General features: G+C 60.9%; 18 protein-coding genes. 1 reads left to right on the top strand and 17 read right to left on the bottom strand.

Annotation, left to right across the window (positions count from 1 at the left end):
* Positions 1 to 4: 4 nt before the first annotated feature.
* The 10 genes from I5192_RS19425 to I5192_RS19380 all read right to left on the bottom strand — a co-directional run bounded on the left by I5192_RS19425 (position 5) and on the right by I5192_RS19380 (position 7557).
* Positions 5 to 1018: a type IV secretion system protein gene (locus I5192_RS19425; RefSeq protein ID WP_223118411.1), complete on the bottom strand. Its 1014-nt coding sequence runs from the start codon at positions 1016 to 1018 to the stop codon at positions 5 to 7.
* The gene (locus I5192_RS19420) at positions 1019 to 1456 is read right to left on the bottom strand and encodes a hypothetical protein (protein ID WP_255612195.1); all 438 of its coding nucleotides are present in this window, start codon (positions 1454 to 1456) and stop codon (positions 1019 to 1021) included.
* Complete coding sequence (locus I5192_RS19415) at positions 1453 to 2220, bottom strand: type IV secretion system protein (RefSeq protein ID WP_007120610.1); 768 nt, start codon at positions 2218 to 2220, stop codon at positions 1453 to 1455. Before I5192_RS19415 ends, I5192_RS19420 begins: the two co-directional genes overlap by 4 nt.
* The gene (locus I5192_RS19410) at positions 2217 to 3329 is read right to left on the bottom strand and encodes a lytic transglycosylase domain-containing protein (RefSeq protein WP_007120609.1); all 1113 of its coding nucleotides are present in this window, start codon (positions 3327 to 3329) and stop codon (positions 2217 to 2219) included. The genes I5192_RS19415 and I5192_RS19410 overlap by 4 nt, the downstream gene beginning before the upstream one ends.
* Positions 3326 to 3535 carry a hypothetical protein gene (locus tag I5192_RS19405; protein WP_007120608.1) on the bottom strand — a complete coding sequence of 70 codons (210 nt, stop codon included), beginning with the start codon at positions 3533 to 3535 and terminating at the stop codon, positions 3326 to 3328. Before I5192_RS19405 ends, I5192_RS19410 begins: the two co-directional genes overlap by 4 nt.
* Entirely contained in the window at positions 3532 to 5925 is a 2394-nt protein-coding gene (locus tag I5192_RS19400; protein ID WP_007120607.1) for a type IV secretion system protein B4, read from the bottom strand. Before I5192_RS19400 ends, I5192_RS19405 begins: the two co-directional genes overlap by 4 nt.
* On the bottom strand, positions 5900 to 6247 hold the full coding sequence (locus tag I5192_RS19395) for a type IV secretion system protein VirB3 (RefSeq protein ID WP_255612194.1): 348 nt from the start codon (positions 6245 to 6247) through the stop codon (positions 5900 to 5902). The genes I5192_RS19400 and I5192_RS19395 overlap by 26 nt, the downstream gene beginning before the upstream one ends.
* 74 nt (positions 6248 to 6321) lie before the next feature.
* The gene (locus tag I5192_RS19390) at positions 6322 to 6507 is read right to left on the bottom strand and encodes a TrbC/VirB2 family protein (RefSeq protein WP_255612193.1); all 186 of its coding nucleotides are present in this window, start codon (positions 6505 to 6507) and stop codon (positions 6322 to 6324) included.
* A 98-nt stretch (positions 6508 to 6605) separates the two neighbouring features.
* The gene (locus tag I5192_RS19385; protein ID WP_223118410.1) at positions 6606 to 7163 is read right to left on the bottom strand and encodes a lytic transglycosylase domain-containing protein; all 558 of its coding nucleotides are present in this window, start codon (positions 7161 to 7163) and stop codon (positions 6606 to 6608) included.
* Positions 7164 to 7242: 79 nt separating this feature from the next.
* On the bottom strand, positions 7243 to 7557 hold the full coding sequence (locus I5192_RS19380) for a hypothetical protein (RefSeq protein ID WP_007120603.1): 315 nt from the start codon (positions 7555 to 7557) through the stop codon (positions 7243 to 7245).
* 132 nt (positions 7558 to 7689) lie between these two features.
* Between I5192_RS19380 and I5192_RS19375 the strand changes: the two genes are divergently transcribed.
* Entirely contained in the window at positions 7690 to 8268 is a 579-nt protein-coding gene (locus I5192_RS19375) for a hypothetical protein (protein WP_007120602.1), read from the top strand.
* On the opposite strand, the gene I5192_RS19370 is transcribed toward I5192_RS19375, so the two are convergent.
* From I5192_RS19370 to I5192_RS19340, 7 genes are all read right to left on the bottom strand, one after another.
* Positions 8262 to 8462 carry a hypothetical protein gene (locus I5192_RS19370; protein WP_007120601.1) on the bottom strand — a complete coding sequence of 67 codons (201 nt, stop codon included), beginning with the start codon at positions 8460 to 8462 and terminating at the stop codon, positions 8262 to 8264. The genes I5192_RS19375 and I5192_RS19370 overlap by 7 nt on opposite strands.
* A gap of 76 nt (positions 8463 to 8538) precedes the next feature.
* Positions 8539 to 8748 (bottom strand): helix-turn-helix domain-containing protein, encoded by a 210-nt coding sequence (locus I5192_RS19365; protein ID WP_007120600.1) that lies wholly within the window; start codon positions 8746 to 8748, stop codon positions 8539 to 8541.
* Positions 8749 to 9071: 323 nt separating this feature from the next.
* A complete protein-coding gene (gene pcaF / locus I5192_RS19360) occupies positions 9072 to 10271 on the bottom strand; it encodes a 3-oxoadipyl-CoA thiolase (protein ID WP_007120599.1) in 1200 nt (399 codons plus the stop codon).
* Complete coding sequence (locus I5192_RS19355) at positions 10268 to 11194, bottom strand: FAD-binding protein (protein WP_009827022.1); 927 nt, start codon at positions 11192 to 11194, stop codon at positions 10268 to 10270. The genes pcaF and I5192_RS19355 overlap by 4 nt, the downstream gene beginning before the upstream one ends.
* Entirely contained in the window at positions 11194 to 11952 is a 759-nt protein-coding gene (locus I5192_RS19350; protein WP_009827023.1) for an electron transfer flavoprotein subunit beta/FixA family protein, read from the bottom strand. The genes I5192_RS19355 and I5192_RS19350 overlap by 1 nt, the downstream gene beginning before the upstream one ends.
* Positions 11953 to 12028: 76 nt before the next feature.
* On the bottom strand, positions 12029 to 12805 hold the full coding sequence (locus I5192_RS19345) for an SDR family NAD(P)-dependent oxidoreductase (RefSeq protein WP_009827024.1): 777 nt from the start codon (positions 12803 to 12805) through the stop codon (positions 12029 to 12031).
* Positions 12806 to 12856: 51 nt separating this feature from the next.
* Complete coding sequence (locus I5192_RS19340) at positions 12857 to 14494, bottom strand: NAD(P)/FAD-dependent oxidoreductase (RefSeq protein WP_009827025.1); 1638 nt, start codon at positions 14492 to 14494, stop codon at positions 12857 to 12859.
* Between the last annotated feature and the right edge of the window lie 63 nt (positions 14495 to 14557).

The following is a 14557-nucleotide window of genomic DNA, read 5'->3' as shown; positions in this document are numbered from 1 at the left end:
CACATCAGGGTTTGCGGAAGGCCTTGGCGGCGGAGAGAAGCGCGCCGGGGCTTTGGCGGATCATCTCGCCGGTCTTCACGACGCCCGCGTTCGCTATCTGGTTCAGCTCATGTGGGGATTTTCCGGTGACGAGACGCGAGGCAGCACCCGTGCCGTACTCGCGCGTGTTCACGAAGCCCTGACGTGCGAGGCCGGTGAGACCCACGGCATTGGAGGCAATGCCGACGACACCGGTGAGATTGGAGGCGATGTAGGGGACCGAGGCCATGATCCCGGCGCTGAGGATGAGGATCACGAGGAAGGGCAGGATGAGGCTGACGGTCTCGACATCGTTTGGGTCGGCAGAGGCGTCCCCGATCGCCTCGGCGATGGCGACGATGATGCCCGCAGCGCCTGCCGCGGCGACCGGCATGAGCGCATAGCCGATGGTGGCGCGGGTCCAGGCCTCGAAGAGAGACTGCGTCGGTTTGAACAGCGAGGTCACGATCATGAAGGGGGCGATGACGATCATCAGCGCGAAGACGATGCGGGCGAAGGCGATGATCCCTGCGGTGACGGCGGCGAAGACGGCGGAGAGGACGAAGAAGATGGCACCCAGAACCGCGCCGAAGACCCAGCCCGCGCGGTCGCCGATCGTATCGCCATAGGCGGTGATGCGGGCGACCATATTGTCGAGGCTCTCATAGACCCCTGCCTCGTCGCCCGAGCCGGTAAGCGCCAGGATCGAGGCGCCCACGGAGTCGGGCACGCGCGTGACGATGTCATAGATGACGCTGAAATTATCCCAACTCTGCGCGAAGATCCCGACCAGGGCCACTTTCATCCCGAAGGCAAACCCGGTTCCGAAGGGCAGGGGGCGGAGCTGCATGACCGCGTTGATCCCGAGGAGCACGACAAGGAGCGTCGCGCCCGCCGAGATGACATTACCGACCGAGGCCGCCGAGGAGATAAAGCCGTCCTGCGCCACGGTGTTCACCGCGGCGTCGACTTGGCCAAGGATGTCGCGAATGACCCCCATTTACTCCGCACAGGCCTCCACAACTTGCGCCTCGAGCGCGTCCGCCTTGGCGTAGAGCTCGAGCACGTTGAAGGGCAGGCGCGGGTTGTCCGAGGTCTGGAACCGGGGCAGGGCGGCAAGCGCCTGATCCCAGGCGAACTGATCCAGCAGGCAGGTGCAGGTTTCCGAAGCGAGCGCCTCTTCGGCAATCAGGATGCGCAAGATCGCGCGGTAGCCATTGCGCAGATAGGCGGTTTCGGCCAGATCGGTAGGGGGTTTCGGAACACGACATTCATCCGTTTGATCCCGCGCGATGGCCATCGAGTTGAAGGGCGTGTCGCCGGAAGGGTTCGTGCTCGGGGTCTGGGCCGACGCAGCATTGTGCAGGATGCTCAAGACAAGGGCGGCGAGACCGAGCGCCCGGCCTGGAGCCAAGCTGCGGGTCATGGTTTGCCTCATGGATCCACCGCCATCGAGCGGAACTTGCGCTCATCCGCGAGGGTCGCGGCATCGACAACGCCAAGCTGGCCGGCACTCACGCCTTGCGCCGCTTCCAGCCGCCAAATCTGGGTCAGGATGATGCCAAGCTCGGCGGTGACGCGGGTGTTGAGATCGACGGCAGCCTTCAGCCCGTCCTGATCGTCGATGAGCCCGACCATGGTCTCGAGCCGCTCAAGGCTTTGGCCCGCTTCTTCGTGGCTTTCCTGTGCCGCGACGGAGAGCATGGCGCTGGCCCCGGCGGAAGCGGCGATGCGGTTATCGGCGGGCTCATCCGAGCCAGAAAGCGTGCTCAGGCGTTCCGAAGTAAACCCGCTGCCCGAAAGCACCCGTTCGACCGAGGCCGAGAGTTCTGCACCCGGATTGAAGCCGCTGAGAAAATCGCCGCTTGCCAGCGATTGTGCGGTATTGAGGGGCGCCACCAGCTTGCCGCGCAGCGCTCGGAATTCTTCGACCGTGGCGAAGAGTTCTCCGAGCCCGCTGCCTTCAATGAGCGAGGTCAGTTGCGCCTCGAGGTTCGTGAGCTGCGAGAGCTGGGTTTCCAGTTCCAGCCGCATTGTGGCGAGCTGCTGCATCTGGACATTCAGGTCCTCGGCCATGTGTTCGAGCTGCGCCACGAGTTGACCAAGCTGCGAGCCATCAAAGGTTGGGACGCCCTGGGCCGTTGCGGGCGAGGTAAACCCGAGTGTGGCGACCGCGGCCACGGTCAGGAGAAGCTGTCTCATTCGGGAACTCCCATCTGCATGAAGTCGCGCTCCGCCAACCGGTCTGCGACGAGGTGCTGCGCATAGACCGCCTCGCGCTGCTGGTTGGCGGCCATCAGCCGGACGCGAAGGTTGAGGATGCGGCCAATCTCGGCCTTGGCGTAGGTGTTGAGTTCCCAGGCCGCCTTGGCATTGGGTTGCGCATCGATCTGCAGGATGATCGCGCGGAGGCGGTTGATCACTTGCTCGGTCGTTGCCGAACTGTCGGCGGCGTAATAGACGCCCGCCTCGGAGATGCTGGCATATTCGGCGAGCGCAAAATCCGAGGGCGAGAGCGTGCCAAGCGCGTCGGCACCGCCCACCACAGCGAGGTATTCGTTGTAGAATTTCGAGATGTTGCGCACATAGCCTTGGGTCTCGGCAAAGGGCGGCACGCCCCCGTATTCGATGACCCGACCCGGCCCCGCGTTATAGGCCGCGAGCGCATGGGGTATGTTGCCGAAGCGGTTGAGCTGGGTGGTGATATAGCGCGCGCCGCCGCGGAGGTTGTCTTTCACGTCATAGCGGTCGACGCCGAGATCGGAGGCGGTGCCAGGCATGAGCTGGGTCAGGCCATAAGCCCCGACCGGGCTTTCAGCGGCGACGTTGAAGCGACTCTCCTGTTTAATCAGAGCCTGGAAGAGGCAGCGCCACTGGGTGGCCGAGAGACCGGCGCGGGCCACACCGGGCGCGCCTGCGAACTCGCCGGCGACCTCGACGATCATCATCTCGACCGTCTCGCGGCCCTCGCCGAAGAGGCGGCTGTTCATCGGGCTTGGATCGGTATTGGGATAGACCGCCGCCACCCCGAAATCCGCATTGCCCTCGAGCGCACGGATGTCGAAGCCAGGCCCGGTAATGGCAGCGGTCATTTCCTCGAGGACGCGCAGCTGGTCGGCCTGCACATCCGCCAGCGTGGACTCGGTCCGATCCTTGTCCTGCTGGACGCTTAGATCCTCGGCCAATGCCCTCACCCGGGCGATGGCGCGACCGATCGCGGAATTGTCCTGTGTCGGCACGCCCTGGGCATGCGCAGGCAGGGCGCTGAGGCCGAGGCAGAGCCCGGCGGATATGATCGCGGCGCGGCTCATTCCGAACGGGGCAGGGGCTCGAAGGTGCAGTCAGGCTTGGCCGTCTCCTGCACCGGTGCGCCCATGGTCGAGAAGGACAGGGCGGACCGCGTCACTTGCGGCTCGCCATTGCGTCCGAAACAGGGCGAGGTTTTCTCGGTGTATTTCTCGCAAGCGGAAAGAAGGCTCGCGGCGGCGCAAAGCGCGAGGAGGGGTTTCGAACTCATATCACATGTCTCCAGAAATCGGGATTGGCGCGCCAATCGGCAGGCACGCGGGCCTCGCCAGTGGCGCCGCCGCCAAGGATGGGAAGGAGGTCGCCAAGTGCGGAGAGATCGGCATCGACGAAGACGCTGTCGCCCGCCGAGCGGATAAGCGCGATGCGCTGGCCGATGGTCGGCTGCACGAGAAGGGCAGCCTCCTTGGCGTTGACGCGGAGAAAATCGTAATCGGAGACGGTGGCGCGATCGTTCGGGAAGAGGATCTGCGTCGGCACCGTCTCGACGATGGTTTTGCCGACGCGGCTGTCGCGCAACTGGCTCGGATACTGCGTCATCATGATGACGACGCAGTTCATCTTGCGAAGCGTCACCAGCCAGTTTTCCAGCCGCGCCCCGAAATACGGATCGTCCAAGAGCTTCCACGCTTCGTCGAGCACGATGATGGTGGGACGGCGGTCTTCGACCACGCGTTCGATCTGGCGGAAGATGTAGGAGAGTACCGCCATGCGCTCGGTCGTCATGTCGAGGATCTCGGTCATATCAAACCCGACGATGTCGCCCGTGAGCTTGAGGCCCGCGCCGCGCTCGGGCTCGTCGAACACCCAGCCATAGCGCCCGCCGGGGGCCCATTCGGCAACGCGGGATTGCAGCTCGCCATCATCATCGAGTGACTGGAACAGGGTCTCGAAACTGGCGAAACGCTGCAGCGCCGCCCCCGCATCGGCGTTCTGGCCGACCGCGCTTTGGATATGGCGGGATTGCTCGCCCGAGAGCGTGCCATTCCGTGTGAGAAGTGTCGCAAGCCAGTCCGAGAGCCAGGCGCGGCCGCGCTCGTCGGTTTCGGTGGCGAGCGGGTTCAGACCTGTCGGCACGCCAGCCCGGATTTCGTTATAGCGCCCGCCGAGGGCGCGCACGGCCATCTCCAGGCCGCGATCCTTGTCGAAGAAGAAAAGCCGTGCGCCGACCCGCTGCGCCTGCGCTGCGAGAAAGGCAGTGGTGAGCGTCTTGCCGGTCCCGGTGCGCCCCAGAACCAGCGTATGGCCAACGGTCGGTTCCTTGCCTGGGGCTCCCGCCTCGTGGAAATTGAAGCGATAACCAGAGGTGCCGACCGTGGGCAGGACCGAAATGGTCTGACCCCAGGGCGACTGATCAGGACCGCGTCCTTCGACGCTACCATGCAGAGCTGCGAAGTCGGCGAAATTGATGGAGGAAATCGGCGTCTTGCGAGCGCGGTAGCCGAAATTGCCGGGGGATTGTGCGAAGTAGGTGGCTTTCAGCGCCATGTTCTCGCGCACGATGACGGACATGATCTCCTGACCCACGCGTTTGATCTGGGCGGCGGCCCGTTCGAGCGTGTCGCGGTCCGGCGCGTAGACCGCGATGGAGAGGTGATGGTCCCCGAAGGCGATGCGTCCTGCCTCCTGGTCGTCGGCAGCCTGGCCCAATTGTTCGCGCAGGGAGACGGCCGCATCGTCGGAGGCCTGCATCTGGCGGATGATGCGCTGGATGCGTTCGGCCATGATGTTGTTCGGGATCGGGCTGAAGGAGTTCGTGAGCACGATGTCGAGCGGCAGGTCGAGCGCGTCGAGCAGCGTCACATCGGTCAATGCCGGGTAGGTCTTCATCGAAAAGAGCGCGCCGTATTTGACCCGCCCAGTCACGGCGTCGGTCAGGGTGACGACGTCGCCGTCGAAGGTCGCGCGGCAATTGCTCAAAATATGTGAAAGAGGCAGAGCGCTTTGTCCGAAGGCTATGGGGGAGAAGCTGCCCGCGTTCAGCGTGTTTAGATAGCCCAGCCATTCACCACCCGTGCGGGTCAGGCGCACAGGGTTGGCCGAAGACAGAGCCACCTCGAAAAAGCCCATGACCTCGTTCAGCTCCTGCAGGCGCGTCGCGCGGTCCTTGACCCAGGCTTTGCGGGCCAGCGTCCGAAGGAATGGAATGCGCGCGGAGATATCGGGGCGCCGGATCACGCTGAGATAGAGTTGGCGCTTGGCCGGGCGCAGGTCTTTCACATGGGCCTGCCAGCGGGCATCTATCGCGGCGGCGAAGCTGTCGCCCTCGATGGGGCGCATCCCCAGATCCTGTGGCACGGAGATGCGGTGGATGTAAAAGCCGAAGGCATTGCCGGTCTGGGCGACGATGGCGGCAACCGCGCGCTTGAGCGCATCGAGCCGTGCGTCTTCGCTGGTCATCGGGTTCAGACCATCAAGGCGCAGGGTCGCCATCAGATCGCCCTCGCGCAGCACCATCACATCGTCATCGGCAAGCGCGAAATACGGCAGGTGATCAGCGAGATAGCTCTCCCGCGCGAACTCCCCGCCGCCAGCCTGAAGCAGAGCGGTTCCGTGAGTGGAAAGTGTGCCCGCATCAAGCGCCAAAGCTGTCGCCTCCATGCAGGGCGCGGTTCTTCGTCGGGCGCACCGAGCCGTAGGAAACGCGCAGGACCTCGAAGAAATGCGGCTCGCGGTCGGCGACGAACCAGAGGATCGGATAGGCGACGAGGCCGATCAGGAAGAAGACCATGGACTTGGTCCAGATGAACGGCAGAACGACCCCGGTCGCCAGCACCACGAGGTATCCGACAGGGAGGCCCAGATACTTGGGCGGTCGGGCGAGGCCCAGAAAAAGGGGGGATCGTTCTGCCACTTCGATGCTTCCCTGCTTAACGATGAAAATGAATCCGCAGGTCGGCTCGAGGCAGCGTTTGCGAAGCACAACGCGTTCGAGGCGACCGTAGGATGCGAGATTGCAGGGAAGTCATCAATCGGGCCTCTTCTCAGGAGAAGCCGTCAACGATGGTGCCGGCCGGAGATCAGCACGATCCCGATGATGACCGAGGCAAACCAGCCCCAGTTGAGCCGCCCCATCATGCACATGAAACCGGTGGCCGATGACCGCGAGCGTGGCGACCGCGATCCGATCGGACCGGTCAGGGCAGCCTCAACGGTTTCCAGCATGGTCTGGATCGGTGACAAGTCTTCGCGCGAGGGCTGGCGTTGCGAAAGCCGCCAAGGTTGTGGCGACAGGCAGAGGCGCGCTGAGGCGATGTCGGAGCATGCGAAGTTTCCTTGTTTTACTGAAGATCGATGAGGACGGGCGCGCGGGCTGGAACACCGTCTGCGACGCGGATGTCCGGAGCGGAAACAGGCTTACCTGCCAGCCGGGACCGGATCCGATGGATGCGCGCGATATAGTCGCGGGTCTCGGTGAAAGGCGGGACGCCTGAATACTCGATCACGCGGTGCGGCCCGGCATTATAGGCTGCGAGCGCCAGGTCGATGTCCTTGAACGTGGCGAGCTGCGCGAGCAGATAGCGCGCCGCGCCATCGAGGTTCTGGGAGGGATCGCGCGGATCGACTCCGAGGCCGCGGGCCGTGTCTGGCATCAGCTGGCCAAGACCATAGGCATCCTTCGGGCTGACGGCGGTCGGGTTGTAGCTGCTTTCAGCCTCGACCAGGGCGCGGAACAGAATTTGCCAGTCGTCCGCATCAAGGCTGACCTGCCGCAGGGCACGGTTCCCCTGGTGGCGGACGGCAGTCGTGCGGATCAGGGAGAGGGTGTCGTCGCGACTGGAAGGCGGCGTGGCGTCCAACGAGGCCAGAACGACCTCGGCTTCAGCGCTATGTTCCAAACCAGCCCAGGCAGGGCGCTCACCGTGAAAGGTCCAGCCCGAAGTCCGGGCTGTGCCGTCGCGGCCGAAGGCGATAACGTCAGCCGCGCTCCTCGAGGGTGATGCTGTAGTCAGGACCAAAGCGCAGATCGCGCCCGTCACCGAACTCGAGATGATGTTTGAAGAGCCCTGGCCATATGTTGAAATACCGCGGCTCAGGCCCGTGCGGGGTGATCCGGGTCGAGACCAGAATGGCTTCCGGCTCACCCTCGCGCAGGTAGATGCACTGGTAGCGCGGCTTGCCATCGTCCGTGAACCCCACGAGTTCATACCGGCAGCGGAACGCGATGCCCTGTTCGGACAGGTCTTTGACACCATCGATGGTGATCAGGATCTGGTTGCGCGCTATCGGCATGTTCGGACTCTCCCCACGAGAGCCCTTCTACTGCACGACACTAAGGCCATAAAGTCATATGGAGTCAATACGACATATTGCAGAAAAATACATATTGCGCGATAGTCTGCGCAACTTTTGCGGGAGAGCGACATGAAGCGACAGGCGATGGCAGCGGCGATGGGGGTGATGGCGGTGTTCGGAGCCCCGGGGAAGGCGCAGGCCTATGACATCGACTGCGCCATCATGCTCTGCATGGCTGGCGGCTTCCCCCCGAGCGCAGTCTGTGCACGGGCCTATCGCACTATGATCCGCCGCATCACGCCCTGGCCGAGCCTGCCGCCCTTCGGGGTCTGCACCTTCGCACATGTGCCGGTCGAGCTGGGCGGGCCCGGCGGGGAGGGCGAGCTCGACACCACTCTGCCCGAATACGAATGGCTGAACCGCACCCATGTGATCTGGTTCACCGGTCAAGCCTATAGAGAAAGGGGAGGTGAACAGTATTGGGACTGGTCTCTCCGTTCCTGCGACCGAGAGAACCGCACCTGCCGGTACATCCAGCGGGTCTACCGATCCCACACGCCCTGGCCCGAGGCATTCGTATCGGAAGGCGGTCAGGAGATCGCCTATCCGACCGGCGGAGGTTCCTCGTACTTCTATTTGCGCAGTATCATGGTTGAATACGGCGACTACGAGGGCAACATGGGCCACTCGGAGTGGTTCTCCTACTGATCCGAACGGTCTGATGCCTTCAGGGAAACTGGGCGAAGCTCGACCAGACAAGCATCAAAGCGTTCTGGATCGACATGCCAGCGGCGGCTCACCGAGCCATCATTCCAACGGTAATCGGTGAACAGGTGAATCTCCTGCGCACCGTCGTTCAGAAACCCGTTCTGGAAGGGCCAGCCTGTCTTCTTCTTACCCATCGAACTCTCTGCACTCCATTTGACTACCTCTTGAGACGTTCCGCTCCAGGACGCATCAGGGGCTGGCAAAAACTGGCTAGCGTTTTGTGAAGAGCTCTGCTGGATCTACGTTCAGTGCTTTGGCGATACGTTCGAGAAGGTCGAGGGAGGCCGCGAACTTGGCGTTCTCGAGCTTGCCCATATGGCCGCGACTCACATCGGCCCGATGAGCAAGCTCCTCCTGGCTGAGGCTGCGGGCGCGTCTCAATTCCTGGATGTTTAGTGCTACACGGTCCCGCAAGTTCATGCCGTTGAAACGGACACGATGCGCGAAATATCGCCACGCGATATATGTTACATTCGGAAGTGCAGAGAAGAAATCTTGGGATGGCGCGAGATCGCCGGAATGGAATGCCTGCCGAAACGCAGGTCACGTGATGATCCGTCTCGCAAACATTATGGGCCGTTCAATCGTTCTTTCAGGAAAGGGCGGCACCGGAGAGAGGTTCCGGTACCGCCAGGGTATCGCCCACAGGGAGGTGGTAGAGGGCGAATTCTACACGGAAAATTTGGGGTCGACCAATAATCGCGTAATCATGATTATGGTAATTTTTAGGCTGTCACGGCACCTCAGACAGCTTCGAGTGCGATTGCAATTCCCTGTCCCACGCCAATACACATGGTCGACAACGACTTTTCTCCAGGTTTGAGGTCCAGCATCGCTGAGCCGGTGATGCGGGCACCCGACATGCCAAGCGGATGGCCGAGAGCAATAGCGCCGCCGTTTGGGTTCACGCGGGCATCATCATCCGCGATCCCCAGGTGCCGTAGTGTGGCCAGACCCTGCGAAGCAAAGGCTTCGTTAAGTTCGATCACCGAGAAGTCTTCTTGTTTCAGTCCAAGTCGCGCCATCAGCTTTTTCGACGCCGGTGCCGGCCCGAAACCCATGATGCGCGGTGCAACGCCGGCGGTTGCGCCGCCCAAGACCCTTGCGACCGGCGTGAGGCCAAATTTTTTTGCGACGTCGCTGGTGGCAAGGATCAATGCTGCGGCACCATCGTTCACGCCTGAAGAATTCCCTGCGGTTACCGTGCCATCCGCTTTTACGAAAGTTTTCAGTTGGGCGAGCGCTTCCAAAGTCGTACTCGCGCGAGGGTGTTCATCCTGTACGACGATCTTTGGCTCCCCCTTTCGCTGAGGAATCTCTACCGGGACAATTTCACGGGCCAAACGACCGTTCGCCATAGCAACGCTCGCCTTTTGCTGGGAATGTAGGGCGAAAGCATCTTGGTCGGCGCGGTTGATGCCGAAGACTTCAGCCACGTTTTCGGCCGTTTCAGGCATACTGTCGACGCCGTATTGGCTCTTCATCAGTCTATTGACGAAGCGCCAGCCGATGGTGGTGTCTTCCACACTATTCTCGCGCGAGAATACTGTTGTAGCTTTTGGCATCACAAACGGAGCACGCGACATGCTTTCCACACCACCTGCGACAATGAGATCGGCCTCTCCTGATTTGATAGCGCGGGCGGCCGTGATTATCGCATCCATGCCCGACCCGCACAACCGATTCATTGTTGTCCCCGGTACACAATCCGGAAATCCAGCTAGTAGAAGCGACATGCGAGCAACATTACGGTTGTCCTCTCCCGCTTGGTTGGCGCAGCCAAAAATCACTTCGTCAATGGTCGCTAGATCTAGCCCCGGGTTTCGGCTGGCCAAGGCCCTGAGTGGGATTGCGCCAAGATCGTCGGCTCGCACAGAAGAAAGCGCGCCGCCATAGCGACCGATTGGTGTGCGGATGTAATCGCAGATATAGACGTTTGTCATTCTTTGAGTGCCTTTGTCAGGTCCGGGACTGCGTCGAAGAGGTCTGCGACGAGGCCGTAATCGGCGATTTGGAAGATGGGGGCCTCTTCGTCCTTGTTGATGGCGACGATGACCTTACTGTCCTTCATCCCCGCAAGGTGTTGAATTGCCCCGGAAATCCCGACCGCGATATACAGCTCGGGCGCCACGACCTTGCCGGTCTGGCCGACCTGCCAGTCGTTCGGTGCGAACCCAGAGTCCACAGCCGCGCGCGAGGCGCCGACGGCAGCACCCAGTTTGTCCGCAAGTGCTTCAATAATCGCGAAATTTTCCTCGGAACCGACGCCGCGCCCGCCCGAGACCACGACCTTGGCCGAGGTCAGTTCCGGACGATCCGACGCCGCGACCTTGTCCTCGACCCAGGCGCTCAGGCCCGCGTTGCCGGCTGCTGCGATGGCCTCGACGGCGGCCGAGCCACCCTGGCCAGCCGCGTCGAAGGCGGTGGTGCGGACGGTCAGTAACTTCTTGGAATCGTTGGACTTTACCGTCTGCATCGCGTTGCCCGCGTAGATCGGGCGCTCGAACGTGGACCCGTCCAGGATGGCCGTCACGTCCGACAGAACCATCACATCCAGCAGCGCCGCAACGCGCGGCAGGATGTTTTTCGCGCTTGCCGTGGAGGGAGCAACGATATGTTCATAATTGCCTGCCAGGCTGACCACCAGATCGGCGACCGGCTCGGCCAGGCCGTTGGCGTAGGCCGCGTCATCCGCGACCACAACCTTCGCCACGCCGTCGATCTGCGACGCGGCCTGACCCGCAGCAGCAGGGCCCGCAACCAGAACGGTCACATCGCCCAGCGATTTGGCAGCGGTCACCGCCTTGGCGGTGGCGTCCAGCGCCAGCGCGCCACCGGCGATTTCTGCAAGGAGAAGAACAGCCATTACACGATCCCCTTTTCTTTCAGTTTCGACACCAGCTCGTCGACCGAGCCGACCATCTCGCCTGCCGACCGTGCGGCGGGCTCGGCGGTTTTCACAATCTCCAGGCGCGGGGTGACATCGACGCCGTAATCGGCGGCGGTCTTCTCATCCAGCGGCTTCTTCTTGGCCTTCATGATGTTGGGCAGCGAGGCATAGCGCGGCTCGTTCAGGCGCAAATCGGCGGTGACGATCGCCGGCAGCTTGACCTTGATCGTCTGCAACCCGCCATCCACTTCGCGGGTCACGACGGCATGATCGCCTTCGATCCCGACCTCGGAGGCATAGGTCGCCTGGCCCCAGCCCAGCAGCGCCGCCAGCATCTGGCCGGTGGCGTTCATGTCATTGTCGATCGCCTGCTTGCCCGCGATCACCAGGCCCGGCGCCTCGGCGTCGATCACGGCCTTCAGGATCTTGGCCACCGCCAGCGGCTCGATGTCCTGGTGCACGTCATCGGCGGCCACAACCAGGATCGCCCGGTCCGCGCCCATCGCCAGCGCCGTGCGCAGCGTTTCCTGCGCCTGCTTCACGCCGATCGAGACGACGACAACCTCGTCCGCCTTGCCCGCTTCCTTCAGCCGGATCGCCTCTTCGACCGCAATCTCGTCGAACGGGTTCATCGACATCTTCACATTCGCGAGATCAACTCCGCTCCCGTCCGCCTTAACGCGAACCTTCACGTTGTGGTCAATTAGGCGTTTTATAGGAGCAATTATTTTCATTGGCTTTTATCGTTTTCAAAATTTGCAATGGTGGTAACGGCCCGGATTCCGAGCCGTTACTCGGGATGGGTCCCTGTCAATTCGCAGTATAACCGCCATCTACTACAATCTCTGCTCCGTGAACGAACGATGACTCATCCGATGCGAGGAACAGGACCGCATTCGAAACCTCTTCAGGTTTGCTTGGTCGCTTGAGCAGCGTCGCCCCCAGAATTGCCTGCCGGGTAACTTCGTCGGCGTGTAGCAGATCTTTTGTCATGGGAGTATCGATGACACCGGGATGGATCGAATTCACGCGTATGCCACTTTCAGCCAGGTCGACTGCGCAGGATTTCGTCAACATCCGTACGGCGCCTTTGGATCCAATGTAGGCTCCCGCCGAAGCGGCTCCAACAATCCCATAGATTGAAGAAATATTGATAATAGATGCCTTTTCGGCCTCTTTCATCAATGGAACCGCGGCTCGGATGCCGAGATAAATACCGCGTACATTGACGTTGAACGTCATGTCAAATTCGTCAGGCGAGGTTTCGTGGAGCGGCTTAAGAATGAGAATGCCAGCGTTGTTCACTAGCACATCAAGCCGACCAGCACTTGATTGCACCGTAGAGATGACATTCTTCCAATCTTCTTCAAGCGTCACGTCATGTTGAATGAATTCCGCCTTCCCTCCGGCTTCAATGATACCTTTCACTACGCTTTCAGCCGCTTCCGTGTCACGGTCGGTTACAAATACATGCGCACCTTCACGTGCCAGCGTTTCACAATGGGCTTTTCCCATGCCCATCGCTCCACCTGTTACCAGTGCGACTTTTCCGAATACCCTTCCCAAATCTCTCTCCCTAGTTTTCATGAACAAATTTAATTGGTTCCGCCGGGGATTCTTGATGCCCGGCGGAATTCTTTACACCTTCTCGGCAGTGCGGTTGCGGATCAGGGATGTATAACCTTCCTCCTTCACTGCATTAATGGCATTTCGGTAATTGCCAATCCCGGCCATGTAGAACATTACTGCATTCTTCTTTCCGGGGATATTTGCGCCGAAGATCCAGCTTTCAGCTTTGGGGAAGAGTGTCATGTCGGCGATTTCACGACAGGTGCGAACCCAAGCATCGCGCGCTTCCACGGTTGGCTCCACATTTCGAACCCCCTCTTCTTCCACCGTGCAAATCGTGTCAGCGATCCATTCGACTTGCGTCTCAATGCTGGGGGGCAGGTTGGTGAAGGGGCCATTAGGGCCAAGGATCATGAAGAAGTTCGGGAAGTCGACCTCCATCATGCCGAGGTAACCGAGCGGGCCTTCCTTCCAAGTGTCGCGCATGGTCACGCCTCCGCGTCCGCGGAGGTCCATTTTGACGTAATTGCCGTCGACCGCATCGAAGCCAGTGGCAAAGATTACGATGTCAAGCTCATGCTCCTCGCCGCTTTCGAGACGTATGCCGTTCGGAGTGAACTCTGCGATCGGATCGGCCTTAACGTCGGCGAGGGTCACGTTGTCTCGGTTGTAGACCTCGTAATAGTTGTTTCCGCAAAGCGGGCGCTTGGCGTAAAGGTCCTTCGGCGTCAGTTTCTCTGCGACCTTGGGGTCCTTCACGATTTTCTTGATTTTGCCCTTGATGAAGTCAGCGGCCGCATCATTGGCCACTTGGCTGGTCGCAATATCGCAAAAGGTGCCAAACATGAAATAGAAACCACCGCCGCGCTGCCAGGCGGCTTCGAAGACCCGCTCCCGTTCTTCGGGGGAGGCGGTTTCGGCGGGCTTGACGCTTTCTTCGAAGCCGAAGGCCACAACAGAATTCTTCACTTGATTCCAGATACTATCGTAGTTTGCCTTTTGCTCTGCGATGGTAGCATCGTCTTGCGGGGTGTTCCCAATCGGCACGACATATTGTGCAGAGCGCTGAAAAACAGTCAGGTGTTTTGCAACTGGTGCCGTTGCTGTAATAACCTGCACACCGGTCGAGCCAGTGCCAATAATGCCCACGCGTTTGTTGCTCAAGTCCACGCCGTCGGGCCAGGCACCTGTGTGTAAGATACGGCCTTTGAAATCATCGATGCCCTTGAATTTTGGAACATTCGTTGCGGACAAGAGACCGAGGCCAGTGACAAGGTATTTGGCGGTAACTGTCTCACCACTATCAGTGATCACGTTCCAGAGACCGGTTTTTTCATTATAGTGCGCGCCGTCCACCTTGGTGTCGAACTTGTAGCTGCGTCGGAGATCGAGATGATCCGCCACCTCGTTCATGTATTCGAGGATCTCGGGCTGGGTCAGATACCGCGTTTTCCAGCGGCCTTTTTGAAGCAACTCTTTGTCAAAAGAATAGCGGTAGACATAGCTTTCCGTGTCCGACAGCGCACCGGGATATCGGTTCCACCACCAGGTGCCGCCAACGTCACTGGCGCTGTCATAGCCCCGGACGTTCAGTCCCTGCTCGTTGCGAAGTTTGTGGACGGCGTAAAGCCCGCCGAAGCCCGCGCCAATGACGACTGCGTCGTAATCCGCTCCGGATGTTTTAGTAATCTCAGTCTGAATGTTCATGTCACTCCTCCCAGAGTAAGACTGCTCCGCCCCGCAGTTTGCGGGTGAGATGGCAGATGAATG

This window comes from Ruegeria sp. SCSIO 43209 (genome assembly GCF_019904295.1).
Taxonomy (GTDB): Bacteria; Pseudomonadota; Alphaproteobacteria; order Rhodobacterales; family Rhodobacteraceae; genus Ruegeria.
The sequence above is the reverse complement of the archived record's forward strand: the minus strand, read 5'-3'. Positions and strand labels throughout refer to the sequence as shown.